We start from the raw sequence: 26,576 nt of genomic DNA, 5'->3' as shown, positions 1-26,576 counted from the left end.
AATTAATTTATAACTGCTTGTACACTTACATTATCAAAAGTTTCTATGTCCGTGTCCGCTGATCCTAATGTCACTACGCTAATGTAGAATGTACGTGTGTTCGCTGTTGTGATATTAAAATCTATTTCACCTGTATTTGTAAAATCCTGAAACCCACCATTTGAAGCACTTCCCTTCGAGCTTCCTATAAGCACACGTAAACCTTGCGCTCCAGATACGTAATTCATTCTAATCCTGAGTTCTGTACCAGAATTTACAGAGCCTAAATTATTTACAACAAAAGCTGTTTGAGAGTTTTGCGGTTGTAACTGACCCTGCTCGTTGACCACGCTAAATATACCACGCTCTTCAAGCCAATCTGCTGTTCCATTTGCAAAATCACCATTATCTACAAGTTCAAAATTATCTAGCTCAATACTAAAATATTCCAATACTACGTCTCCTGCATAGCCGTCTAACTTTCCTATTTTAAAGGTTACATCTTGATCTCTAAATTCGTATTGAGTTACTATAACTTCCGTTGTACTTGTTGTTTCTATTATTTGATCGTCTGTAATTGATCCATGCGTAGCGTGTAATCGTATTGGTTGACCATTAGTTTCAGCTAACTTAAATTTTACGGTATAAGTTCCAGCAATATTATTGACTTTAGTGTTTAACTGAATATAACCGTTTCCTGTTTTTTCTGATTTGATACGAATACCGTTAGGTTCTCGACTAACACCTATAGCGTTGGTTGCGCCTTTAATTACAAAGTCGTCTAAAAGGTCGCCACTTCCCGACCAAATCAATCGAGTGTCTTTGAAATTAGCTTTAGAGAAAAATTCTTCTCCGTAACGACTGCCTTTATGCGTAATTTTACTACCGACAATATCTATATCTAAATTAGATGGATATAGAAAAGCACCGCTCACATTTTCAAAAGGTCTCACTGCATCTATTTTTGAACCTGTAATTGTTGACCTTTTCTGCTCTTGACTTATAAATGAGGCATTTAAATCTTCTCTATTAAAATCTAAGTTATTAAAGGTGGCTGTGTATCTCGACCACATATCGAAGAGTTCAGCGCCCCTAATATAAACACCGTTAAATGTCACCTTTTGACCATTATCATTATTTTGACAAATGATACCACCACCATTGGTAACATTCTCAATAAATATTGGTGGTAAATCTTGATTGACTTGACCTACCTCCATAGCTACCTGATTAATAATAGTACTATCATCTGGAGTGTCTATATTATTAATCTTAATAGCACCGCTATTGCTCACTTGACAACCGCCCAAGTCTATTGCTTTGGCGTGTCCGTTCTTAATATCCAATGTACCTATAATTGTTAAGTGACAATCGGACGTATTGGATGCGGTTACTTTAAAACCTGCATTTTCTGTAACATTTCCGTTAGGTCTTGTAGCTACTAAGTTGTATCCGTCAATTTTAACGTTATCTAAAACTATATCACAACGTAACTCACCTGTATGCTCTACACCTCCAACCTGTATAGCGTTTTTATTACTATTACCAATAAATACATTTTTAACTTTAAAAAATCTAAGGCGCTCAAAAGCTTCAGCCGTCACACCTCTATTACCTGACTTTAAAATATCTACATTCTCAACAATTAATCCCTCACAATATGCAGATGCAATTGGATTTGTGCCACCTGTACCGTTTGCGTTGCCGTTATTTGTTTCTAATATTGTAAAATCTCGCCATTCAGTTATGCCTGGTGCATCTGTATTTTGACCGCCTACAGGAATATTAACTAACAAATCACCAGTAGAAGTTATAGCGGTGTTAAATATAAATGTCTTATCCTTTCCTTGTCCTTTACAAACAATCTTCTCACCCGAAGTAGAACGGACCCATGCACGAATACCACCATTCAAAAGGATTGTGCCTTCTTGTAAAAGCATGTTCTTTTTGTTTTGATAGCAATAGTCTGCGCAGGCTTGAAACTTATCCTGCTCGTCTGTAGAGTTATTAAGTGTACCATTATTAACCCACTCATCATAATCAGCATCGAATTTCATACCGTACCATTCGGTTTTGATCCAACCCTCTGAACTGTTTAAATCTCTTACCCAAGCTCCTGTTCCTGTAGATGGAAATTTTACACCACATAACGCTACATCTTCATTTTCCGCTGATGCATCAGAATCATAATAAAATATTCCGCCACGACCATTTTCTAAAACGTAAACTATATTGCGCACACTAATATCTACAGAAGCTAAATCTGTGATTGATTCTACTGTTAATAAACCACCACCACCACCACTAGAATCATCACTTATATTGGTTAGTGGCAAACCCAACTGCAAATTATCATACTCTAAAAGATCAAGCGTATCAATGTCATTACCAAAATCTACTTTAACTAAAGTGTCTGATTGTACCAGTTCTATATTACTAACTTCACCGTATATCTGTTTACCTTGAGTTGCATTGTAGAACTTAAAAATAACCGACTTACCACTTTCAAAAAGTCCGATATCTGTTCTTAATACCTCGGAATACGGAACATCAAATATTAGAGAGGTTATTTTGCCATCGGTTTCAATAGCAAATACCAAACCATCACCCATATTGTTGTAATCTGAAAAATCGGCTTGCTTAACTTTTAGTAGTTTGTTTTGCCAAGATTGAGAGTTTTCGATAACACTAACTTCATCATTGGTCAATTCTCTATAGTCTGATAAGCTTTGTGTGTTTGTTGATAACTTTTCGTAATAGGCATAATACACGTCATCACCATTTGTAATCTCGTCCGGTAGCCTAGCATCTTCTACATACTGTATTTTACCCGTAGTTTGTTCGTTTTGCTGAGTTAGCAAAGGATTGGTACCTTCTAAAGTATCATAGCTGTTTTCTGTAAACAGATTACTGTTGTCTAGGTAACTTAAAACGGTGGTAAAGGAAGCTTTTTTATCAATACCATTCTGTGAAATATGCAATACATCCGAACCCTCAATATTAGAAACAGGGTCGAAATCATTAACATTTTTTTTATTGGCATTTAAGTTGGATATAAAACTCTGTATGCTACTTAATTGCTGTAGTATTTGTTGTTGCCAAGACATGCTCAAATATACTTAATTTTTGTTATTTAGAATAATTCTAAATAATTGAAAAATCATATAGTTTTCACTATTTCAATTACTTTTGAATTATGGTTGTTTTAATTTTTATCAGTTTTACACTTGGTGGTTATCTTATCGGTAAAGTCATTGCTTCATGCATTCCTGATGCTGAACAGCAATCCAATACCACTTTTATAAATCATCACTATACGTCCGAAACACATAACCATCTTCATATCGATAAACAGACCTTAAAATCTATTGTTGATAACTCACAACATTACCATCAGAATCAATCACAAGATTAGGCACCTCTAAGTTTTCGTTTGTATTTAATAATTCATCTGAAGCATTCAATGTGCCTCTACCTTTAGATTTCAACATATTCAATCGCACTTCATATAAATTACTTTCTTCTAATGGTCCATCTTTTTCCACATTACCATTCTTTACATAATACGTTCCGTTGATAATTACAATTTCATTACTCGCTTGTTCTACAATTTGCCTGTAGTGTTCCTTTGTTACAGGACCTATAATGAACAGATTGGTTTCATATAAGGATCCTGAAATTAAGCCACTGGCGTTATCACCTTTATTTATTTCACTTTCTTGATCGTAACCACCTTCGATATTTATTATTGGTAAGTGGGCAATGTGTTGTATGCCAGATTGGTAATACACATCAGTATTATCTACAGAATAACTAATCATTTTAATACAGTCCTTATGCTCGGTCTTTACGCTAATAAATTCCGACAGTCTTGTTTTAGTTGGAAATCTGCTATCGGTTTCTACAATTTGTACCTGAATGCAGGTATTGTTATAAGCTGCCATAGCAACATTAAATTCATACACCTCAAAATTCTGTCTATTGTATTGGCATTTAACGATACTGCTTGTTGCAGTTAATTGTGTGAACAAGGTGTTAATAGCTAAAACTTCTGCTTGTAGGTCATCATCGTAAAACACATTTTCTATTTGATACCAGGCATTGTTATAATGCATATAATTTCCAATAACGCCCCATTCAGGCAGACCTCCGTTTAAAGTATAGTCATTCCCAGTATCTAAATTGGTGTCAAAATCATACAGATTACCAGTAAGAAAATAAATCCCTGTTTTATCATTTTCCAATCCATAAGCCATCGCATCCCTAGCATCTGTTCTGCCTATATTATAGGTCAATTGCGTTGGAATAATTACATCTGTGTTACCATCAGCTTTTAATACTTGTATAGCGATGTTGGCATAATTGGACCATATTTGATTAGGAACAATATCACAACTGTTAAATTTCCAAGATTCTTTATAAGCTAGTCTTTGGTTACGTGCAAAAGCTTGATAGCTCAGCGTATTTTCATCATTTACCGATGCGCTGCAAGGTTCAAAGGATTCTTGAACCGCAAAACGAATAGAGTTGCTTTTACTAATTTTAGAATAGGGTTCTGTAATGTTATTACTATCTACCGTAAAATCGAGACTATGAAAACATCCTAAGCCATCTCTAACATAAATCGTATAGTCATCTGCAACTAAACCAGAGAATGTATTTGAGGTTTGCCAATTGCTGTTATCTAAAGAATATTCTATAGTACCGACATTATTAACATTGTTAAGATTTATGGTTACCGTTCCGCCATTAGGCGAATAATTACTTATGACATTAATGTTGGCGCTATTCCATAAACTTGGAATAACATCTGGTAGAAGTGTTAAGAATTGTATTTGTTCATCTTTAACTACTGTAATACTAAAACCAATACTGCGCTGTATTTCGAAAAAGAACGGATTGTTATTAACCGTGACGCTGTTTTCTGAATCATTAAAGAAATAATATTCATCTGCTTGAATGCTTGTGTTTACTTGAAATCTATAATGAGAACAGGCACCGTTTTCAGTAGCTTGAATTATACTATATGAATCTATTGTCAGAACATCACCGTCGAAATTGTCTATTATTGCTCTTACATTAGTGCTTTCTGTAGTGGGATTTGCAGTGACATCGGCAATATTGCTAAAGTTGTCAAAATCATTATTAGCAATAGTCGATGCAATAACTACCGTGTTATAAGTTCTAGTAACTTCGTAGATATTAGAATTGTTGAAATCGAGATTAAAAGCTGTTACAAAATTAATTGCTGAACGCTCACCATCTATATTTGTTGGTGTACCTTGGGTTACTTTACCAACACCAGTTCTAAGACTGACCCAAATTTCTTGAAAGGTAAACCCATTATTGATTGTGGCATCAAACAGTATACTTTCGTTTATCGCTAAATCTGTATCGAATATCAATGTTATTTGTGAGTAGGTCATATTGCGCTTTTTATTACTGTAAATTCACCATCACCATTTGGCTTTAAGTTGATTATTTTTGCTTTTTCCAATTCGCCAAACTCATTTAAAAATTCAACTTTGCCATAGAGATTTGGCACTTTGTTTCCGTTAGGCAACGTCGTGAATCCTTCTACGTTTTGAATGAAATTTCTGTCTACCTTATAATTGAACTTTATTTCTTCAGGCACGTCCCTAGCTGGTTCTAAATCGGCATTTGGTATGTTGCCATTTTCTGCATAAGGTGGATTACCTTGGGATTGAATTATAACTTGACTTTTCCCTGTAGAGTTTCCAAAAATGATACTGTTCAATGGATATTTAGTTAATCCAGCGCTTATCTTATGGCCATGCTTTAATAAGAGTTGAACTGGTGACCAAAGGAAATTGTAACTGCTTTCTGGGTCAAACATTCCAATAGGTTCTGCATCGAGCACATCCTGCCATGTTTTCAGTTCTAAAACATTGGATAAGCTTGGTTTTACATCGTGAGCCCAGATATCTAGGTCGCCACTTTGGTCCGTAGTCGGTGCCGTTATTTTGTTGCGTCGTCTAATGATTTCTTCACCGTAAGGATCCCAACGGTATTTTGCTGTTTTTTTATATTCATTGGCAACACCTTCAATTATGGTTGTAAAATTGGCTTGAGTGTTGGTTTCTTGTAAGCCCATCACTTCTTCATAATCACCACCTTTTTCTGAACCTATTACGATTGAGGAATAATAATAATCTTCGGCTATTTTACGCTCAACATTGTTAACTTGGGTGTATTGAAATGTGTTATTAACTTCTTTACCCAGGCGTAGGGTAACATTGTTGTCGTTAAAGTATTTAGAGTCTTCAAGAATAATACGTTCCTTAAAACCGATGCGTTCTATACCTAATCCTACATCATGCAGTACCTCTAAACTTTCAAAAGCATCTAAGAACGATGTGGAAAATGGTTTGTACAGGTCATCACCTGCGGAGAATTGTCTTATCCAATGGCCATGAGATAAAAATGTATAAGCCCCAGGTCCATCTACCGGATAACCTCTATCTACACGACCGTAATAATCGGATTTAAAATTAGATTTGTCACCCGTCATAATCTCTACTAAACGTTCTAATAACTCATAAGCCAATACACCATTGGTTAGGGTAGGTGGGTAGTAGCTGTCTTCTTCAATTTTAAGATTAGCAACAATGTTTTGTGCAAATACTCTCACCCCTGCATTGTTTCTAGGATTGAGGTTTGAACCAAACATATCCGATTTTAAGTAACATTCTAAAGCTAGGCTTTCACCTTCTAAAAGCGTGATATCTTCCACATGACTAAAGGCGATTTTTTTTATGAAACTTCCATAATTATAATCAACATTATTAGGTAATACTAATTCTGAGTCGTTAGGATCGTCGGATTCTATAGGGTCTTCAGATCGCAATTCATACAGGACACGACGTTCTTTTATGTTATAATTAGCGCCATCTTGATAGGTAGTCAAGCATATTTTATAACGACACCATTGTACATTTTCATACTGTTGAAAAAATGCATCCAAAGCAACATCTAAACTAATATTCATGTTTCGCTCTCTGTCATTAAGGGCATAGAACATCATTCCTGTGGTTCCTTGGGTTTCTGTACCTGAAGAATGTAAAAACACATTATTGGCTAGATCATGGGATTGCCCTTGTATTTGTAATGGAATTCCTGTGATTTGATGACGTGTATTACCTGCGTTGGATTCTACTTGGCAATTGGCTTGATTATTGATATCGTCAGTTGCAGTATTGGTTTCTAAAAAAATTCGACGACCAGGTAGACTCAATTGCTTTAATTCCAATGCTGGTATTATACGACCATCAAAGGTCTGTGTACGTTCTATTTCTACTTTATCCTTGCGTCTAGCTTTTAGAGTAGTTTCTAATCCACCAGACTCAAATTTCATTGAGGTAATGTTATCTTTAAATTCCCAAGAGCGCATCGATAAAAATCCTGTGTACTCACGATGCCATTTTAGCTCATTGTCTAAAGCGTTTTTTACCAATCTAAGTTTAGCATTGATACCTAATGTATCTCTAGCATTATTAAGCCAGTTTTTGGCATCACCCTTAAAACTCAGCGCATTGGAAAATTTAGCGAAAATACCTTCGTAATCATCGTTACGTGCATACTCTTTTTCGTCGTCGTTCCAACCAATGATATCCTCAGAAGCCACCTCAAAATTACCGATGTTGGTATTTTGGATTTCATATTCTGTACGGTTAATGTATGCAGTATCTATCATGGCCATTTAATGTTTTGTGAACGAAATAACTGATAGGGTATGTCATACTTTTGGTTATGCACATTAACTCGTAGTTTTAAGGCTTTTACCGCTTTGGTATTGTTCTTAAGCTCATCTACCATTTCACCGCTATATTTTTCAAAAGCGAGTAAGGTCTCATAGTCGTTGAGATTACGTTTTTCGTAAGCTAAACTCGTCATAATAGACGCTGCAATCATTTGGTTTGAGAATTCTTCTACGGATGGAATTACCTGTGTATGTGGTGCTAAATTGAGTGTAGCCCTCGTTTTTTGGATGTATGGTTTTTTACCAGGCTCTAAAATAACCTCTGGTCGTACTTCTGCAACTTCGGCTGGTCCACCTGGATGATCTTCAGTACCATATCGATACTTAGGTATAGGTTTTGCAAGTACAGCACCTATTTGTAAAGCACCGAAACCGATTGCTGTTGCCGCTAAAGGAATACCTAATACTGGACCTAATCCAATAGGAGGTGGAGCAAGTGCGCCTATTGCTGCTTGAGCTGTGGTGATAGCGATATTAAAAATTGAAAATGCTTTTGCGAATCTTGCAGCTTTTATTTGTTCCTGACGTTTCTTTTCTTCTAACTGCTGACGTTTTATTTCTCGCTCTTGTTCTAATGCTTCGCGTTGGCTTTCGTCTTCACCAGCTAATTGAATTTGTCGTTCGTAGTAGTCTTCTTGTGCGTCTATTTGTTCATCTATACCTAGAATGTTGGCTTCGAATACAGATTGTAAGATATCACCAGTAACTGCACCTATTGATCCGATTTGCGATAAAGTTTGCGATACTTGATTGTATTTATCTATAACTGCATCACCTGTTTCTTCGGCTTTTAATAAAAAGGCATTGAAGAAGTTCTCAATATTCCTTGCGTTAAGACCCAAACTGTCCGCAATGTTTTGTGAAGCTTGAACGATAAGTTGTTGCTTCATGTCGAACAATCGTTGTTCGGCTTGTGCTTGCAGTTCTGCGTTGGCAATGGCATTTTCGGTTGCTTCGTCGGATAGTGCTATTTTGGCATCCGTAAGCATACGTTCTAATGCGATACGTTGCTCTGGGTCTAGCATCGGATTTGCTAGTTCCTTTTCAATAACTGTTATTTGATTTCTTAGACGTTCCTCAGCAGCTTCACGTTCTATTTTGGTCACTTCATCCTCATAGGCTTGGATGCGTGCCAAACGTGCAGGACCGTTAAGCGTTTCTAAATCTGCTCGTAATCTTGCCTGTGCTTCATTGATACGTTGGTTCGTCGCATTGACCTGTAACTGGTTTTCGGCTTCAATTCTAGCTTTTGTCTTTTCAAAACTGCTTTGCAGTATGACCTGTACGTTATCCTCACGTTCTCGTATTAGTGCATCGTAATCATCGGAATAGGCGAGTTCTATACGTTTTATTTCGTCGGTTCTACCTTTGGCGAGTTCAATAGCACGTTTGCGTTCTAACTGTAAAAGAAGTATGGACTTGTCCGTGTAATTAACAACAGATGCTAAACGTTTTGATGTGGTTTCGTCGTCGCTATCTAAAATGCGTTTTTGAGCATCTATTTGGGATTGTAGTTGTTGTTTGGATAGGTTGAAGGCGTCTTGTTGTGAAAAATCTTGTTTTGATTTTAAAGCTTTATTATTTCCAAGAATTGCCTGTAGTTCTTTTTGCAATAATACAATACGGTCTTGTATCGCTTTAGCTTCGTCTCGATTAGTTGCTAATTTTAGTTTTTCCTGTTCTTTATTAATTAATTCTTGAATGAACTTTACATTTCTAGCTTGGGCTTCGGTTATTTCACCTGTGTCGTTGGACTGTTTTTTGGTTTCAATTCCTAAACGCTTTAGCAGTTCATCCTTAGCTGATAATAGATTAATACCTTCTTCTTCTTGCTTATTTAATCTCTTTTGCTGAACTTCTATATTATTGATACCAAAATTTATTAGTTTTATTTGTTCCGCATATTGATTATTAAAAGTTTCTTTAGAATCTAAGTACTCTGTCAAAGCTCTTGCGTTTTCTATATCAGTTTTGGTAGAATCTAATTTAAAACCTTCGGCTTTTTTTAAACCTTCAGCAACTGCATTTTCTAGTTCAACTTGATTTAATAAAAGTCCTTCTTTGACCTTTGCTGTTTTTATAGCTTGTTCTGCAATTTTATCATCTGCTTGAGCTATTAGGATTTTGTTCACTAACTCATCGTTGACACTTTTAATGGCTATTTGAAGTTCTTCGTTTGATACTTTTTCAGCATCTATATTTTTTAATAAATCTGGATATACCGATTTGAGTTGATTAATTAACCTAACTCTTTCTTCATTAGTGGTATTAACATTAAATATTCTAAATCGTAACGTCTGTAATTCTGTTTGTTGTTGTATAACTTCTTCGGTTAATGATTTCGTTGGTGTAATAGCTTTTAAAATAAAAGTACCAAGCCTATTAAAAGCATCACCAGCTTTTGAAATCAAGCCCTTTCCAACAGATAGTTGAAAATCTTCATAAGCGGCATTAAATTTCTGTTGTGAGTTTGCAGCTTCATCTAAAACAGCACCAGCTCTTGGAATTTCTTCTTTAGCTACATCAACAAAGGCTTGCATAAATTCCTTGCCTTTATCGACTTCTTCGTTTATTCGTTTTTGGGTGATACCTAAATCATCTAACCTAGCTGTACTTTCTCTACCGAGACCTAAAACCACTTGATTAAGCATGTCTTCGAAAGAATCTCCAGTTTGTGCTGCTCTAACTGCCGCCAATTCTAATAAAGTATCAGTTTGTTCTACATTTAGATTAAAATTATCTAATTGTACAACTGCTCTTTTAACATCGAGTTCTGAAACCAGACCTCGAGTGGCTTTTAAGGTTCTGTTTAGTATTTCACTTGAATTATTAACTCTATCAAAAGCGAACTCTATACCTTTTGCTTGTAAGGCTAACTGTCTTGCTTCGTTAGCAAAGTTAAAGGCTTCACGTAAACCTAGACCTGCGCCTATTAATGGAATAAACGTTTTTAAAGACGCAATGGCAGGTTGAAGAAACTTAGGGTAGTTACCAACGTTTTCTTGAAATTGGTTGGTTGATTTACGGATGCCTTTTACAGCTTTATCGTATTTATTGAATTCTCTAGTGCTTTCCCTAAGTTCTTTTTGCTCTTGGTCGCTCAGTTTTTTGCCAAGTGCCAATTTTGCTTGAAGTTCTTGAACTGACTTACGTGCTTTATCACGCTCATTAGTAAGCCTGCCCATAAACGTGAGATTGCGCTTTATCTCTAGGTTTTGAAGTCTAAGGGTTTCGCGTGCTTCAATATTTTGTTTATTGGTCTGGGTATTGACATTTTGTAATTTATTAGTAGTGCGCAATAGACTGGTTAATGATTTTTGGCGTTCTTCATCTACTTTTGCCAATGCCTTACCTTGATCTTCATAGGCTTTGGTTGCGGTTTGGGTAATGGTGATCTGTTTTTGTTGTAGTGTGCCGAGTTGCTTGTTATTAGAAACACCTTGCAATTGTTTGTAGATGTCAAATAGTTCTATGGCAGACTTTTTAAGTTCTTCATTTTTGGCAATGGCAATATTGAGGTTTTTTTCATATTCTAAACCCCAACCTAAAGCATCTTTGGTAATTAATTGGTCTTTTATGAGTGTACCTTCTGCCATTATCTTTTGTTTTTACGAGCCTGTTCTCGTGCAGTTTTTAGTTTTTCGTCAAACACCTTTTTTAGTGCATAGAACTGTGTTACTGTGATGCTATTGGTGTCTGTATATTGTAGATTGGTGTAGCTTGAATAGCCTAGTATCACTTCATCTATGTTGCTTGCTTTTTTATCGTTGTGCTTTGGTAGCAACACTTCTAGTTCTTCGATGAACATGAGCAACGCTTGACTTTCATTTTTTATAACATCGAGGTTATTGATAAAGTTGTCTTCTGTGAGTTTAAAACCAAACTCACGCAATTGGTTTTCTAGGTCTAAATCTCTATCAAATCTTAAAGCTTCGATAGCAAACTGAATACCGTTGTACTGTGACCTGTATTCCTCTATTTCTTTTAGCGTTCTAAAGGTTTTTTGGATTTTGTTGTTAGGATCTAACTGTTCAAAATCTGCTTTTAGTTGCTTTAATACTTCTGGCATCCGCAACAGGTCGTCCTTATTGTTGCTTAATAACGACGCATCATTAGTGCTTAAAGCCTGAAAGAACAGCTTTAGCGGTACGGTGTCTAATGAAGTATAGGTATAGGTCATAGTTTTAGTTCCTTGCGGATATAATTCTGTAAATAGGGTAGGACACGCTCTTGCAGTATAAATACTTTGTTAACATCCTGAAGCCCAAAAAAGGATTTACTCTTTAGCCTTATGTTGTCGAAAATCTCACTGAGCTTTGGATCTGTACTACCAAAAATTACTTGTTGATTTACCACCTTTGCGAAAATGGACGGTAGAAATACACCAGTCTGTTTAAAATCGTAGGGTTCGCCCTCACGCTTTATAATAGTTTCCTTACCAAGTAAAGCCTCGTTTGTGGTGATGTATTCGGTAGCCCTTGAGTATGTTCCCAAAGGCTGTCCGAATATATCCTCACTCTTTTTAAAGAGTTGTTGGCGGTTGAGTTCCGCCATTTCATCTTCTAAGGATTTGAGATATTCAAAAAGTACATTGCTCATATGCGTTGGCGTTAACTTCTGCACCCTTGCAAGTTGCTGTTGAAGTGTGGCCATGCATCATTTTACTTTTTGTCCTCTTTACCTTGCAACACTTTAAAGGCCTCTTCTAGTTCTTCCTCGGAATAGAATTTTCCGTGGCTTTTCTTAAACTCTGCCTTTGTTGGGTTGTAGCCTTCTCTAAATGTTCTGCCTTTATAGCTTCTTAATTTGCTCATTGTTTTTGGATTTTAAATTTAACTTACTGTAAATGCAACGGCTTCTTCCGTACCAAACATTGCCAAGGTTTGTGATACGATAATCGTCTCAATAGTACCTGTAGCTAAATCCGTATCAACGAACGTATAAAGGTTGGCATCATCACCTGTACCAGCACTAACACTGTCTGGTGTCTGTGCTGTACCAGAACCATTTTTAAGCACAAAGTCTGAAAGTGTTAATCCGGTTAAAGGTTTGCCATCACAACCGTAAGTCGCTCTTACTACCAATTCCGTAGCAGATGGCGAACCAACTACTGTTAAGGTTGCTGGATAAACACCCTTGTACTTTAATACATTAAAGTCTGGCTTAACTTCAGCTCCGTTATTAGACATTTCGTTAGGGTCAGCATAGATCATCTCTACAAAGCAATGCTGAGGATCACCTTCAATAACTGGTTCTTGGGCAATTCCCACTAAGAAATTACTTAGTTCCTGACCTTTAATTGTTCCATCTGTTTGCTCTATACCTTTAACTAAACCGTCTTCAGTAAATTCATAGATGTAGTTGTACTCACTTTCTTTATAGCTTAACAAAGCACCATGGGAACAATACCCTAAAAGATGTTTTACTCGTAATCCCTTACGACCTTCTTTAGTTTCAATCTTGGAGATTCTACCTTCGTAATACGATGGGTCAACATTAGCAAGTTCAGAGGTATCTATTAAATACATGATGATGACATCCTCTGCTTGTTTGGCAGTATCCCAGGCTGTTTTACTTCTAAATGCTGCTGCATCGGCAAACGCTTGAGACGACTTTGCTAAGGCATAGCCTACAGTTGGTTTGGTTAAGCATTGCTTGTCCGCACCTGTTTTTTTTTGGGAACCTGTAGTAGTTCCGCATCTATCGTTTATCATTGTTTTATGATTTTAATAATTAATTGTTTTTATATCACAACTTGAGTTGATTTCGCATGCTCTACCAAATACTATGGCATCCCATAGGTCGAGTTCGGTTTTATCCTCGGTAACGTTGGTGTAATTGTAATGCCTGGCAAACGTGTTTTGCTTCTGGTTAATAAACCTTACAAAGCCACATTGTTGCAAAGCGGTAATTACATAAGCGTACAACGGGTCTAAAACGTCTTTAAAATAGGTCTGTAAACGCTGTCTGTTTTCCATTTGAGCTTCCGTTGGATATGCCAGAATGAATTTTAGACCTGTGTTAAACAAAGGCTCTTTACCTTTTAGATTGATTGGTGTTTCTAACCAAATCAAAGGGTATTTATCTTTGCCCTTGCTGTTCACAGTTAAAAAACGTATGCAATCGGTTTCGGTACCAAAATCGTACTTACTTTTAAGGTTTACACCTTGAAATGTAATGTTTGGAATGGTATCGAACACCTCAATAAATCTATCCTCTAACTGTATCATAGACTAAACACATTGACTTTACTAAATGCTTTTGGCAACCAATTTGGGTACGTACTAGCATCTAGTTCGTTCATATCGTTTAAAAACTCATAAAGACTTCTTTCACCTGTACCGATAACATCGCTATTACCATGGCAATAGTTGCCGACTACCATACTTACAAATTCGTTATAAGCTTCGGTGTACTTATAGGTTGGACGTACACGAGTCGAGCCCTTGGCTTTTGGTTTGCTCAACCCTACGCCAAGGTGCTTGCTCGTATCTTTTTCTAACCATTTGCAATACACGTAATTAGTAATGAAGCTACGATCAACGTCCTCGTCAGTAAATATGATACCTCGCCAAATGACCGTTTTACCGTACATGGTGTAAGTTTTACCCTTAAGCAAATCTTTCCATTTTTGGTCTGCGTCATCTTTTATGGTATTCAAATTGGTTTGCGAGTTATAATCGAACTGGTCCATAAATGCTTTTTTAAGTGGATATCCTAAAGTTTTTGTTAGGATTTCTGGCTCATAGCGTTTTATGGCATTGTCTGCTTCGGATATATTACCAACGAGACTTGCGCTAGGAACATCATCCGATACAAACGGTAGTTCAGAATTAAGCGTGAAATATGCTCTAGTTGTAATCATTTGTTATGCCGATATTTCGGCTCTTTTTGTTTCTACGGCAGTTTGTACCGTTACTCTCGTGTCGGATTCAAAAACCGCAAGTTCTTCAAGAGTTGTCACTGCATTAACCAAAGCAATCACTTCTAAATATGGAGTACCTTGGTATGGATATGGTTGAGATTCTTCTTGAGATTCTTCTTGAGATTCTTCTCCTTCTGTTTCTGGTGATTCTTCGGAAGGTATTATCATGGCGCCTTCTTCAGTTTCCATGCACACTGTTAAACCGTATTTTTTAACACGAAGTCTGTTAGACTTGTAAACGATTTTTAGTGTTTTATCATCACCTTCAAAAATCAACTTTCCCATTATACACCGATTGCTGCCTTAGCTGTTGTAAAGTTTCCTTTAACGAACATATAAGGGTTGTAAATTGGGAACAAGACTTCCTCTTGAATTATGGCTTCAACCATATTCTTGAGTTTTTCTTGAGTGCTTTCTGAAAATTCCAAGGTCAATTCTGAAAATTGCGCTAAAGCTGCTGCCAATACCCAATCACCAACGATAAACTTACCTGCTGGCATTGCTGTTGTTTCTACAACGGGCAATCCGCCAATAGTCAACACACCATTTTCTAAACGCTGTACATCGATGTAATGCTCGTCGTTACCTTTAAGCGTCTCGATTTTGGTTGCATCTATAGGATTGAGCACAATACCTGTGGCCATATACTCTTGTGCAGTTACTAAAGTTTTAGCGACTTTAAGTACATCGATTTCTTGAGCGGCTTCAATAGAATCTTTAAACGGACTGTTAACCGTAAATGTCCATTCAGACGTATCGGATTCGGCTACATAAGCTAATTCTATTAAAATTTCTGTTGGACTTTTTACAATTGCTGTATGTGACGCGTTATATGCACCAGCCGTAGCATTTGCAATAGTAATAGTATCACCATTATTAAGGTTTTGATTAGCTGCAAAAGTGATTAAAGCTTTTGCACCACCATCGTAAGTTGCAACTGAAGCAATTGAACCAGCGGTACCTGTTATAGATGTATTTATTAATGTTGCGAAATCTTGTGCTTTTTTGTCAACACCCAATACATTATCACCATTTCCATCACCATATAATAATTGGAAATCCTCTTGATATCTCACCATTGCTGGCATTTTCTGCATAATGTGACCTAAGACAAAAGATGCAGATCGAAGCATTCTTTTAGATAGTGGTATATGCGTACCTATACGTTTAGCATCTACTTGTGCTTCTCTTACTTTAAAACTAGATTCTGCTAGTTCACCGTTTTCACCTATTGTACCAGTGCTTCTATCCCAGTCATAAACTTCTGTAAATGCTAAGTATGGTAAATCAGTTGGAATTACTGTTAATAAGTCTCTAACGTTCAATCGTGTTACTTCAGGATGATCAACTACTCGGCTATCTCTTGAAGTAATGTGAACTAGACTATTACCTGTGTAATCATCTGTAATAGATACTGCTTTTAAACTAAAAGAAGCTTTCTTTTTTCCGTTAGAATCTACAAACTCTTTGTATTCTTCACTTTCTAAAGCTTTTTTAATTTCTGATTTGAAAGCGTTTTTAGATGATGTAGGTATTCCACCATCTTTTAATTTCGCTAGTTCAGTACCTTGAGTTTTTGAAATTTCTTCTAATTTCTTAAGCGTTTCTTTAAACTTATTGAACTTTTCAGCATCAATCGCTTTTAATTGTGATTTGATACTTTCTAGTTCGGTGTTAAAATCCTCTTTAGAAATCAAATCGGCTTTAGACTTAGCAATCAAACCAACTAGTTCGGTTTTAAGCGTATCTAATTTTTGCTGGTCGTTAGCAGCCTTATCCGAAAAATACTTCGCTTGGTCTTCGTCAGATAGCTTTGCGATTTCATCTACGGAAAGTTCCTTAAAGGTTCCGTCTTTAATATTGCCCCAAATAGGTATTAATGTTGCCATAGAAATAGCACCCATACCGCCAACTTCAGGTGATGAAGTTAAAAGGGTCAATGCAACAAAAAACAACACACTTAATAAAAATGGAAGTGCTGTTTTTAATTTTGAATTTAGTTTCATTTTTAATTGTTTAAATGATTAATAATTAATTGTTTTCTGGCGTGAAGTGCTTTTGCGGCTTCTTTTTGAGTGCTGTTTTGCGGCTCATAGTTTTTTACCCAAAGGGTAGGTGTAACGCTATTGCTGCCAAATACAACTGCGCTTCCCTCTCTTTTTTTGGCTTCGTAAATGACCCAGAAATAGCCATACTCTTCTGCAACGTCTGGGTTTACTGATTTTTCTTTCATTTCGTTGAAGAAGTCCATTTGCTTTTGACTGTCTTCATCGTAGTAGGCGATATCTAAATCCACATAGAGCATACCTACAGAATGTTGGTCTACATCACCATTTTTATAGGCGTCGAACATAAAAGGTATCTTTGAACGCTCTAATATGAATTGATTGATATTAGCCACACATTTAAAATCTACATCTAGACCTAATAGGTTAAAGTTTGAGTCTTCGTTGTAACTTTTAGCTTTTTTTGAGATGACGCTCTCGAACTTATTCTCGTGCTGTTTTAAATGATGACTATATGGATTGTCGCTTACCGTTTTGTTCCAAATCTTGGGCATATGCAAGTCTAAATGACTATCTATGATGTTGGTGGAATTAATAACCGTTTTTACTTCAATAAAATCGGATGTGATATCCTCGATTTCAGGCTCGAACATTTTAGTTTTTAGACCAGAAATGATAGGCTGTGAATTGGTTTTGTATTCTGCCTTTTTGATTTCTTTGAGTTCCTCAAGATGTTTTTTGATAAACCTGGTCTGGTCCATCTTGTCCGTAAACTTCTTATCCGGATATTGTTTGATGATGTAGTTCATTTTGTCACAGTTTTAGCGTTGGACAATATTTTTATCTTGTTATCTAAGGAATCTTTCAACCGTTCATCACCGTTCTTTTCAGCTTTGCGCCTTAGTGCTTTTAATTTTTCAAGTTTCGATTCCATATCATTTTGTTTTTCTGCGGTCTCTTCTGGTCTTTCTTTTATAAAAAGGCTGAAAATTATATTTGTAACCTGTGATTGGACAGATTGAAATATTCATGTTTCCTATATGACCTTTTAGTACTGTACTATTCATTTTGAGCGATTTCGGTTTTTATGTTAATAGCGTTGAGCTGTTCTGCGGATAAATCCCAGATATGCATTTCGCCAATGGTTTCGTTATGTGGTAAACCAATGGCCGTGAGATAGCTGTTGTAGTTAATAGCACCACTTCTAAAGGCACGTTCTGCGGTCTGGGAATGCTTTTCTGTAGTTTGGGCTTCTTCTTTTTTGTTGGCTTGTAGGATGTTGAGATGATCGTAAGTCGCTAATAGTTCAATTCCTAATTCTGAGGTCTTAAAGAAGTGGTTAAAATTTTGCATAAAGTCGTCCGTTTCTGGTATAATGGTAGAATCGTACAGACGTTTTTCTGATGCGTTTAGGTTTTCGAAAGTTCCGCCCTTGGTGTAATATTTAGCCAATAATTCTGGTACACCTTTAGCATTGGCAATAGCGATAGCATCGCTCTCCACTTCTTCAAAAAGCAGTAGCTCTTTAGTGTTGAATCCCGTTTTATGAAACTTTAATGGCATATTACTAATAATCTGAGTGTATTGATCTTCCATTAAACCATACTTAGAAAATGCTTTCTGAACATCTTCGATTTGGTTATTTGTCAGGGGAATACTTCCCATAGCATCATCCTTTAAATCAGATGTCCATGCACCTTGAGGACCACGACGTTCAATGAGCACATTTCTAGCTTCAAAAGCCTTTTTGATGTTGGTGATGGGTTTTGTAAGTGCCAATAAATCCGACTTGCCTTGGGTAAACTCGTTATCAAATTTGATATTGACGTTGTTAAAGTGCATCACTAGATTAGGATCTAAATCCTTATGCTTACTGTTAAAGTTTTTAAGCACGTACTTACGTATGATGTCCGATTTGGTAGTGGCTGTTAACCAATTACCTGTTAATACTGGACTTACACAATAGGGTGGAAGGTTGTTAAGCACTTGGATATCCTCGTAAGTAAAATTGCTTTCCCAGCCTACAGGCACCATTCCGTATATATAACCATTACCAAAAACTTCATAATTAACTTTGAGCTGTCTTAACCATTCGGACCCTGTTTGCAATGGATTGGGTTTGATTAATAACTTTTTCAGCTTTCCACCATCGGCATCGTATTGCTCTAAAGGAATGATTTCTTCACTCTTTAAATCCTTGACCTTAAAGCGCATATTCGCAAAGGCTTCGGCTTTAATGTTTATGACGGCGTTGACTACAGGATTTTCATAGTAGCAATTAAGAAGATATCTAAGCTCTGAAAAGTTCTGCCAAACGGGTGTGCCTTTATTTATAAACGTGGTAGGTGGTAAAAAGGATAAGGACTGGTTATTAATGGGTAAAGATGCCTTGTCAATTGTCTTGAGCATCTGTTTATCATACCATTTTTTGAGCCTATTTGCCATTTAAGGAATTGGTTTGTAAATGGCACTCTAGGCACTCTATTGCAAATATAGTATTTTTTGTTTATTTAGAATATTTCTAAATAGTAAAATTATTCATAGCTTTGTAGTGAATTGATTTTTCCATTATTTGAAACTTTAGTTATTTAGTTAGGGAAACCCTCAGCTTAGTGTTGAGGAACAATAAAAGTCTAACATGTCTTGACTAGACATATTAAGCTTTTCTATTTTTTCTTTTATTATATCGATATCTTCATTAGAAACCGCATTAATACTAAGTAGTATTTTTTCTTCTTTTATTTCAGCTTCCAACTTTTTACGAATTGCATTTGCTTTATGAAAATTTCGCCATGTTAGTGTGCTTTTATAATTTCCTATATTGCTCATTGATTCAGTTTTAGTTCCTCACCAGTCAAAGCGAAATAGAGGTTTTGCAGTTGGTGGATGTGTTTAATCTCTATAGAAGGAAAAGAAGCATATAAGTTGAACTTATCTTTAAAAAGTAATTTTACAATTTCAATACTGTTAAATTTATAAATAGGATTATCTTCATCATCACAGTATTTATTTTCAAATCCAAAATCGATTAGCCATTGTTCGGTTAGGGGAATGGGTTTTAGCTCTTTTAAACTTGGTGAAATTATAGGATTACGTTCATAACGTTGTACTGCATCAAAACCTATATCCAACTTTACGACATCTTTAGCAATAAGTGAGACTCTAAATATGTTTTCATTTATTTTATTATCACGGTCTATATATGCATCATCTATGCCTTTAACGTAGTTTCCTACTCTAAGTTCGTTGGGTTGTATCATATCACTTTCAGTTTTAAAAATTCATAGCCTTTGTACGCAAAAGGAAAAGTTTTATTTTTCAGATAACCGTAATTAAAAATATTAGGGTTGCTACGACATAATTTTGTGAGCGTGGTAAAACACTCATAGGTATTGTCCTTTTTTAGTATAATTACCGTTCTCATAAATGTAGTAATTTTTGCGGTTTCTTTCGAGCGTGAGACTTATTTTTCAATATTAGATTCTACTACTATTTTATCTTTTTTGATGTTGCTAAACTCAAAATCCGTTCTGCATCTTGGACATACGCACTTTACCGATGTCGGACCAGTAGCTTCGGCAATTTTCTTTTGGCAGTTTGGACAGCGTATTTCGGTGGTGGTACTCATTGAAATATAAGTGTTATGAGATATGTTTCACTTCCGTAATTACCATAACCATGGGATGATTGTTTGATATCCATAAGTTCAAAACCTTGTTCTTGGTGCAATCTTATTTGTTTATTAATTTTTTTGTTTAGTTTACCTGTTTTAGAGGATTCAACAACTTTAACTACTTTGGTTTTATTAAGGCTGTTGATAATATTGAAGTCGGTATCTAGTTCTTGAAATGATAGGTTTCTATTCTTAAGAATTTCCAAGGAACTGTTGATATCTTCGGTTTTTTCTGTTAATTTTATGATTTTCATGCTACAATAATCTTTTAAATAGCCAGTAACGATTCTATGCGTTGTAATCTAATTTCGTATTCCGCATGCTTTTTAAAGTTCCAAACCGCTTGGCACGTTCTTATATCCGCAGTAGGATTTTCCTTTAATATTCTTTCGGTTGTTTTGTGGCAATATTGTTGAAGTTCTTTTGCGATTAATTCTATTTGTTCTTCTTCGGTCATTTTATAGTTATTAACTGTTTATTAATCTCGTGATATAAATTCATAAGTGCGTAGTCTTGGTCTGCATGATGCCAAGCACAATCCATACCACTTGTTTTTACAAATGGTCGCCAAACCTTCCAGAAATGAAGCCCTAAAAAGTTATATTTAAAGACTTGTCTTTCCACTATCCATCCTCTTGGTTTTTTTACTATTCTGAACATAATTACCATAGTGCTTTAGCCAACATCACATACCGAGCTGCTGCAAGACAGTCGGGTTCGTGGCCGTCGGGTTCTGGGATGATGTTTCCGTTTTTATCTATTTTTCGCATCCAGCTGTTCATGCCTTTAATAATATTTGGGCTATCTGGCAGTACAAAGATGTTATAGCTTCGCATACGGTTTACGCCTGTCATCTTTGAGCCTTTAGGTTTTTTTACACCTCTTACAGTATAGCCGTGTTTTAGCATATCCCTAAGTTCCGTTGCACCAGAACTATCACCAATAGTCAAATGCTTTTTAAGTTTTTGGATAGCAATCTTAATCTTTTTATCCGTTTCAGTTTCCTTGACGTTTTTGTACTTTTCCTTATCGTAACCGAAATAATAGGCTTCGTCTTTGGTGAAATCCTTGGCATCGAACTGTTCTCTTACTTTTTTCAGTATCAATCTATCTTTATAATCCACGATACTGTCACGCTCAGCGCCTTTTATTTTCTCGGTGAGTAGGTTGTGTTCTGTAAAGACTTCTTTTAAGTACAGGTTTGCACCGTCCAAGTATATTTCCACTTCGCAAGTAGGGTCTGGCGACGAACCAAAGTCCATACCATTAGGTAATCTTATAGCGTTTGGTGGTTGAGTATCAGTGGTTTTGTATTGGTACATTCTGCGCTCTGAGTAGGTTCCAGTTTCACCACGTCCATATACCTTAAACCATTCTTCATTATCCTTTCGACTTTCTATATAATTACGTTCGTTATCTGGGCACATCTCATTATCATTGTAGGTAATGATTATTTTTTCGCAGTTGTCCATGACTTCAAGCTGTGTGTGCGCCCAGAATTCATAATCTGGATTAAAGTCTACATATACTTCTTTCGACCTTGCGATATAGTGTTTTACAGCTTCCCAACCTACACGGTTGCCCTCGTTGATGTATAGAACCCCACGTCTTGGACCTTTACCTTTGTTGGGCTTATTATCATCGAGATAACGGAACTGTATTTTCGTATCGCAATAGTAACAGGTCTTTTCTTGCTTGTTGTAATAATCATAAAATTCTATTCCCCAAAGCCCAAACACAAATTCAAAGTCGGCAATAGCACCATCCTTTAGATTCTCATAGGTGTCGGTCATTATGGTGATGGTGTCACGGAATATCTTTTCATCCTCTGCACGTTCCAATAACCGCACGGCCATAGCCACATTTTTTCCCGCGGATTGACCGCCCTGAAGCAAATAGATATTAATGTCTGGATTTGCTTCGAGTTCCTTTATCTTCCAGTATGTCGTAGTATAGGCTAGGCTCACTCTTTGACTTTGTTTTTATAATCGCTCATATCTACGACTTGACGTGGAGGTAAAGTCTTTTGGCGGTTGTCTTTTTCGTAGAATCCTGTATGCTTGTGTATCATTTCCATAGCGCGTTCTTTTGAAACGAATTGCAATTCAATAATTTCAATCGTCTCAATGGTTTTACCTTCATTATTCTTTATTTCGCGCTTTGTGTGTTTGTATTTTGTGATTAGACGTTTTATGTAACCAGGTAATTCTTTGACTTCATCCGGCTTTAAACATATTGTTTCCGTAATATCCGAATATGCCCAGTTTTCAAGCTCTTTTAAAAGTGCTTCGTGAGACGTTTTAAGGGTAATTAGTGCACTATTCTTTTTTTCTTTAACATATTCGGTAATTCGACTATTTTCGAGGATTTGTCTAAATGAAGAATCTGCACTTTCGTATTTACTTTTAGGGTAGAATTTAAGATATGCTTGAACACCATTCCATCCATTGATAAACCATTCATCTATAACTAGGCAATATTTTTTAAAGGTAGAATCTGTCATTTTCTATTTACATTATTAAAGCAGTAGCTAATGAATTTAGCATGTCTTAATGCTTCATTTTTTTGAATTTCTGTTTGCATTTTACTTCCTTCTATGATTATATAAGGAACTCTTGCTATTTTATACTTACTACCTAAAGTTGTACTTACAATATTATATGAAGATTTAATTTGACTGTGAACTACTTTTGTATTTATGTAAGGGTTTTCCAAATCATTTTATTTTTTCTTTCCAACCTTTCTATACGTCAGTCCTAAACTGTCAAACCTTATAATATGCTTTACCTTGCTCAATTTTAATTTTAGAAGTCTCGATATTTCACCTGGTGTCCTGTTTTTATTATACAGGTGCATGATCTTATTTTCGATTTCTTTTTGTCTTTTGATGTCCTTTAGTATCTGTTCTAAAGTCAATCCACTTTTTATTATTGCTAATGGTATGCAACCATGATTACCAAAGGTTACTGGTGTTTGAAATCGTTTTGGGTTTTGTGTCATTGTGCTATGATTCCCCTCGGCTTTTTTAATTCCAATGAAACCGAGGGGTTTTTTCTAAAATTCAATCTATCATCAATATATTGGACAAACGATAGGAACCGAACCTATACACGTACTAAAAGTAAAACTTTAAAACCTCGCTTAAGTTTTTTTGTACAGCTCTAACCAAGTGAGCTACGTTTGCATTTATGCCTTATTGTTTGCAGATATGCAAATATTGAAGGAAAGTATTTTTGAAATTATTTTACCCTGCAGAAGATGCTTGGACTTGAAACTATTTGAGTTGTAAATATAGTAATTTACTGAATATTTTTAATGGTTGAAATAGTTTAATTGACTAATATTTTTATATATGTTAATGTTTCTGCATTTTCCTAACATGAACTGAAAACGTGTTAAGATTCTACAGTTATTTTTTACAATTAAAATTTCATTTCGACAATAGCTTTGCAACTGTCGATAACAGTCACTATAATTTATTGCAGAAAAAGCAACAAATCATAGTTTTGTGTTATATTCAATTGTTTTACTTAGTCGAAAACTTTCCATATCAAAAAACACCACATACTAAGCCATAAAACAACAAACCTTCCTGTATATTCATTACAAAAAACAGTATCATTTATAAGCATTAAGGCTATTAATAGAAGTATTCCTGTACTTGCTAAAACAACTAAACATAACAACGTATATAAAACATTAAACATAGTTGCATTCATTTCAATTAACCCAAATAGTAAACTTTTTTTATTATTCATTTTTATATATTTTTTTTAAATTTTAACGTTTCATATACGATAATCGTTATCTTCAATTGCGCCCGTGATAATCGAAATCACCTCGTCCTGCCGTAAATGACGTTGTACATCCGCCAAGTGCATTAGCCCACCGCTTAGGCGCAACATAAGATAACAATGCATATAATTAAACACTTACTTCTTTCTTAATTTTAAGTTCAGTACCGGTAAGCGCAAAAAATAAATTCTGCAATTCGTGAACATACATTTTCATAATCGACATTGGTTGGCTTCCATATCCAGTATCAACACTACAATGCCAAGAAGGGTCTTTTTCCAACGTGCCAGAGAATGCATTAACGGCAACGTATAAATAATATTCGCCAACATTAATTACATGAGCATCCCTTCTTTGGGTCTTTTCAAATCCAAAATCATTTAACCATTCTTCGGTAATTGGTAGTGGTCTTAGCATACTTGCATCTTTTTCTACCGACACAAGTCTAATTGTATTGTCATAAGGGTCTTTTACGTAATTACCTACCATTAATTTTTTTGCTTCCATTTCGTTTATATTTAAGTTTAGTTCTTTTTAAAGTCGTGTCAAATCATATGCTAACCGTTAGTATCAAGTGCGCTTTATGGGTAGGCTCACTCAAATGAATATGAGCGCACCAGATACTAACAATGCATAACACCTATACTTAGGTCGCTGCTTAATCAAAGTGTAGTACATATCCGAAATAATTAAACATTTTTTGCCAACGCTATTTTTAATAATGGTAATAAATATCAAACAAGTCATCAGCTTCAAATCCATACTTATTAATCAAAGCCATAACCTCTTTCTTTTGTTTCTGCCTTAATTTAAGTTTGTCTTTTCTTTCAGCCTCTTCCCTGTCAAATTTTTCCCAAATACTTTTGTTGTTACTACAGTTCCTGTGGTACAAATACCTTTCGTCAGTTTCATTTCCACGGTGCATAAAGTTTTGTTTATCTCTAATAAGGTAATTTCCTTGAATAGTCTTTTTGCATTTGTGGCATTTCATATTACCGCACCTAGTTCCGTTACTATTTGCTATTTGGTAATAATTGCGCCAACCAGTATCTTTCTTTTTAGTTTTTTCCATCGCTTTAAAATGTTTAATTATTTTTAGTTCTGTGATTGTTCAATGTTTCGGGCTTACTTGCCGTACAGGTGTTATGCTAACCGTTGTAGGTAATAAAAAAGCTAAAATTCTAATCCTGTAAAGATTTCTATCGCATTCAAAAATCCTTCTCTTCTACCCAATATTTCAAAGTATTCTCTTCCTAATGGTTTTACTTCTTTTAAAGACTTATCGTGGTAATTATACGCTTCAAGCATTTCAAGCAAAATATTTAGTGTTTTAGGCACGTCTTTTTTACTACCTACAACACCATATATAAATAATTGCTTGGTATGGTATTCTCTTGCAAAGTCAGTTAATAAATCACTTAAAGAGTATTGGTCTTCAGCGTGGTCGTTTGGGTTCATAATGTAGTCTTTTAACCCTAAATTTTTTAAGTGTTGTTCTGTCATTCTTTGTTGTTTTAAATTATTATTATCGCAACTATTCATATATGTATAACGTTAACTACAAGGCTCACTTAGTTCTTCTAATTTAATTTGGTGTTTGCTTGCCACAAAATCAAAAAAGTCTTGTCTATCTATCACAAGCTGTTTAGCAAAATCTTTCCATTCTTCACCCCAAGCTCTTAGCTTTTCTACATTGGTTCGTATTTCTTCCATATTTCTTTCTAAGTTTCTTATATTATATTCCGCCCAGTCAAGTGTACTTAAATAGCTTTCTGCTTCTTCTACATCTCGTAAATTTTGCCAAACATCTTTTACTTCTTTACTCTTATCAACTAATTGGCTTATAACTTCGTTTATTAAAGGGCATTGCTCTTTTGGTTGGTCGCTTATATCAAACAAGTCCTCGCTCGTTTTTATCTGTAAGTCTTTTTTGATTTTGTTTATTTTGTTCATTTAATAAAGTTTTTTGATTAATTCACGCCCAGTAGTTAACAATGTATAACACACATTAAAACGATGTGTTATACTAAACGTTGTGGTGCATTTTGCAATTAATGTATTGCAAGATTTGAAGTTTAGTTTGCAAAACGTCCGCTTCACCACCACAACACCGCATATAAATTATAGCCTAAGTAGGTGCTCCATTTGATGGTTCGGGCGTATCATCTTTTTCTTTTATTTTTTTTCCACCCCTTTTTAAATTACCCTTAAAAATTTCGTAGTGTTCATCTTCAAATTTCGTTTCTTTTTTTCGGCTGAAATGATATTCTAAAGTTGATTTGTCTAAATCATAACTTTCAATCATAACAGGCAAAGAACCGAAGAAGTTAAATTCTTTCGATTCTCTGTCTATGATGAAATAGGGCATATTAAAAACCTTTTTGAGAAATTTTATTTCTGTAATTTCTAACAGAAGCC

The 26,576-nt window shown here is 35.5% G+C and carries 29 protein-coding genes; 1 reads left to right on the top strand and 28 read right to left on the bottom strand.

The features are described 5' to 3' along the window. Nucleotides 1-2: 2 nt before the first annotated feature. The gene (locus tag Q0800_RS10590; protein WP_299129383.1) at nt 3-3,086 is read right to left on the bottom strand and encodes a hypothetical protein; all 3,084 of its coding nucleotides are present in this window, start codon (nt 3,084-3,086) and stop codon (nt 3-5) included. Nucleotides 3,087-3,175: 89 nt separating this feature from the next. On the opposite strand from Q0800_RS10590, the gene Q0800_RS10585 reads away from it, so the two are divergent. Continuing rightward, on the top strand, nt 3,176-3,394 hold the full coding sequence (locus tag Q0800_RS10585; protein WP_299129382.1) for a hypothetical protein: 219 nt from the start codon (nt 3,176-3,178) through the stop codon (nt 3,392-3,394). On the opposite strand, the gene Q0800_RS10580 is transcribed toward Q0800_RS10585, so the two are convergent. From Q0800_RS10580 to Q0800_RS10450, 27 genes are all read right to left on the bottom strand, one after another. Beyond that, nucleotides 3,345-5,405, bottom strand: a complete 2,061-nt coding sequence (locus Q0800_RS10580) for a hypothetical protein (protein WP_299129381.1) — start codon at nt 5,403-5,405, stop codon at nt 3,345-3,347. The genes Q0800_RS10585 and Q0800_RS10580 overlap by 50 nt on opposite strands. After that, nucleotides 5,402-7,693 carry a hypothetical protein gene (locus tag Q0800_RS10575; RefSeq protein ID WP_299129380.1) on the bottom strand — a complete coding sequence of 764 codons (2,292 nt, stop codon included), beginning with the start codon at nt 7,691-7,693 and terminating at the stop codon, nt 5,402-5,404. Before Q0800_RS10575 ends, Q0800_RS10580 begins: the two co-directional genes overlap by 4 nt. Continuing rightward, nucleotides 7,690-11,355, bottom strand: a complete 3,666-nt coding sequence (locus Q0800_RS10570) for a hypothetical protein (protein WP_299129379.1) — start codon at nt 11,353-11,355, stop codon at nt 7,690-7,692. The genes Q0800_RS10575 and Q0800_RS10570 overlap by 4 nt, the downstream gene beginning before the upstream one ends. Then, entirely contained in the window at nt 11,355-11,939 is a 585-nt protein-coding gene (locus Q0800_RS10565; protein ID WP_299129378.1) for a hypothetical protein, read from the bottom strand. Before Q0800_RS10565 ends, Q0800_RS10570 begins: the two co-directional genes overlap by 1 nt. Next, nucleotides 11,936-12,412: a hypothetical protein gene (locus Q0800_RS10560; RefSeq protein WP_299129377.1), complete on the bottom strand. Its 477-nt coding sequence runs from the start codon at nt 12,410-12,412 to the stop codon at nt 11,936-11,938. The genes Q0800_RS10565 and Q0800_RS10560 overlap by 4 nt, the downstream gene beginning before the upstream one ends. A gap of 8 nt (nt 12,413-12,420) precedes the next feature. Beyond that, complete coding sequence (locus tag Q0800_RS10555; RefSeq protein ID WP_299129376.1) at nt 12,421-12,573, bottom strand: hypothetical protein; 153 nt, start codon at nt 12,571-12,573, stop codon at nt 12,421-12,423. Nucleotides 12,574-12,591: 18 nt separating this feature from the next. Further along, nucleotides 12,592-13,473, bottom strand: a complete 882-nt coding sequence (locus Q0800_RS10550) for a hypothetical protein (protein ID WP_299129375.1) — start codon at nt 13,471-13,473, stop codon at nt 12,592-12,594. Nucleotides 13,474-13,485: 12 nt separating this feature from the next. Continuing rightward, entirely contained in the window at nt 13,486-13,989 is a 504-nt protein-coding gene (locus Q0800_RS10545) for a hypothetical protein (RefSeq protein ID WP_299129374.1), read from the bottom strand. Further along, on the bottom strand, nt 13,986-14,624 hold the full coding sequence (locus Q0800_RS10540) for a hypothetical protein (RefSeq protein WP_299129373.1): 639 nt from the start codon (nt 14,622-14,624) through the stop codon (nt 13,986-13,988). Before Q0800_RS10540 ends, Q0800_RS10545 begins: the two co-directional genes overlap by 4 nt. 3 nt (nt 14,625-14,627) lie before the next feature. Continuing rightward, nucleotides 14,628-14,969 (bottom strand): hypothetical protein, encoded by a 342-nt coding sequence (locus Q0800_RS10535; protein WP_299129372.1) that lies wholly within the window; start codon nt 14,967-14,969, stop codon nt 14,628-14,630. Beyond that, complete coding sequence (locus tag Q0800_RS10530) at nt 14,969-16,690, bottom strand: phage major capsid protein (RefSeq protein WP_299129371.1); 1,722 nt, start codon at nt 16,688-16,690, stop codon at nt 14,969-14,971. The genes Q0800_RS10535 and Q0800_RS10530 overlap by 1 nt, the downstream gene beginning before the upstream one ends. Before the next feature lie 2 nt (nt 16,691-16,692). After that, complete coding sequence (locus Q0800_RS10525) at nt 16,693-17,499, bottom strand: hypothetical protein (RefSeq protein WP_299129370.1); 807 nt, start codon at nt 17,497-17,499, stop codon at nt 16,693-16,695. A gap of 250 nt (nt 17,500-17,749) precedes the next feature. Continuing rightward, nucleotides 17,750-19,135 (bottom strand): phage portal protein, encoded by a 1,386-nt coding sequence (locus Q0800_RS10520; RefSeq protein ID WP_299129369.1) that lies wholly within the window; start codon nt 19,133-19,135, stop codon nt 17,750-17,752. A gap of 159 nt (nt 19,136-19,294) precedes the next feature. Then, nucleotides 19,295-19,519: a hypothetical protein gene (locus Q0800_RS10515; RefSeq protein ID WP_299129368.1), complete on the bottom strand. Its 225-nt coding sequence runs from the start codon at nt 19,517-19,519 to the stop codon at nt 19,295-19,297. Next, the gene (locus Q0800_RS10510; protein ID WP_299129367.1) at nt 19,516-19,950 is read right to left on the bottom strand and encodes a hypothetical protein; all 435 of its coding nucleotides are present in this window, start codon (nt 19,948-19,950) and stop codon (nt 19,516-19,518) included. The genes Q0800_RS10515 and Q0800_RS10510 overlap by 4 nt, the downstream gene beginning before the upstream one ends. A 203-nt stretch (nt 19,951-20,153) precedes the next feature. Beyond that, nucleotides 20,154-20,318: a hypothetical protein gene (locus tag Q0800_RS10505; protein ID WP_299129366.1), complete on the bottom strand. Its 165-nt coding sequence runs from the start codon at nt 20,316-20,318 to the stop codon at nt 20,154-20,156. Then, on the bottom strand, nt 20,315-20,617 hold the full coding sequence (locus Q0800_RS10500; RefSeq protein WP_299129365.1) for a hypothetical protein: 303 nt from the start codon (nt 20,615-20,617) through the stop codon (nt 20,315-20,317). The genes Q0800_RS10505 and Q0800_RS10500 overlap by 4 nt, the downstream gene beginning before the upstream one ends. Before the next feature lie 14 nt (nt 20,618-20,631). Beyond that, nucleotides 20,632-20,820, bottom strand: a complete 189-nt coding sequence (locus tag Q0800_RS10495; RefSeq protein ID WP_299129364.1) for a hypothetical protein — start codon at nt 20,818-20,820, stop codon at nt 20,632-20,634. Beyond that, on the bottom strand, nt 20,817-21,023 hold the full coding sequence (locus Q0800_RS10490; RefSeq protein WP_299129363.1) for a hypothetical protein: 207 nt from the start codon (nt 21,021-21,023) through the stop codon (nt 20,817-20,819). Before Q0800_RS10490 ends, Q0800_RS10495 begins: the two co-directional genes overlap by 4 nt. 2 nt (nt 21,024-21,025) lie before the next feature. Beyond that, nucleotides 21,026-22,330, bottom strand: coding sequence for a hypothetical protein (locus tag Q0800_RS10485; protein ID WP_299129362.1), 1,305 nt, complete (start codon nt 22,328-22,330; stop codon nt 21,026-21,028). Further along, nucleotides 22,327-22,866 carry a terminase small subunit gene (locus Q0800_RS10480; protein WP_299129361.1) on the bottom strand — a complete coding sequence of 180 codons (540 nt, stop codon included), beginning with the start codon at nt 22,864-22,866 and terminating at the stop codon, nt 22,327-22,329. Before Q0800_RS10480 ends, Q0800_RS10485 begins: the two co-directional genes overlap by 4 nt. 218 nt (nt 22,867-23,084) lie before the next feature. After that, nucleotides 23,085-23,363, bottom strand: a complete 279-nt coding sequence (locus tag Q0800_RS10475; protein ID WP_299129360.1) for a hypothetical protein — start codon at nt 23,361-23,363, stop codon at nt 23,085-23,087. A gap of 924 nt (nt 23,364-24,287) precedes the next feature. Continuing rightward, nucleotides 24,288-24,647 carry a hypothetical protein gene (locus Q0800_RS10470; RefSeq protein WP_299129359.1) on the bottom strand — a complete coding sequence of 120 codons (360 nt, stop codon included), beginning with the start codon at nt 24,645-24,647 and terminating at the stop codon, nt 24,288-24,290. 226 nt (nt 24,648-24,873) lie between these two features. Then, a complete protein-coding gene (locus Q0800_RS10465; RefSeq protein ID WP_299129358.1) occupies nt 24,874-25,230 on the bottom strand; it encodes a hypothetical protein in 357 nt (118 codons plus the stop codon). Between the two features lie 101 nt (nt 25,231-25,331). Next, nucleotides 25,332-25,661 carry a hypothetical protein gene (locus Q0800_RS10460; protein WP_299129357.1) on the bottom strand — a complete coding sequence of 110 codons (330 nt, stop codon included), beginning with the start codon at nt 25,659-25,661 and terminating at the stop codon, nt 25,332-25,334. Nucleotides 25,662-25,712: 51 nt separating this feature from the next. Beyond that, the gene (locus Q0800_RS10455) at nt 25,713-26,111 is read right to left on the bottom strand and encodes a DUF2203 family protein (protein WP_299129356.1); all 399 of its coding nucleotides are present in this window, start codon (nt 26,109-26,111) and stop codon (nt 25,713-25,715) included. Nucleotides 26,112-26,286: 175 nt separating this feature from the next. Beyond that, on the bottom strand, nt 26,287-26,576 hold a 290-nt coding region (locus tag Q0800_RS10450), incomplete at its 5' end, for a hypothetical protein (RefSeq protein WP_299129355.1).

Origin of the sequence: uncultured Winogradskyella sp. (genome assembly GCF_937958655.1) — a bacterium.
In the GTDB taxonomy this organism is placed as follows: domain Bacteria; phylum Bacteroidota; class Bacteroidia; order Flavobacteriales; family Flavobacteriaceae; genus Winogradskyella.
This window is presented reverse-complemented; position numbering and strand designations above follow the sequence as displayed.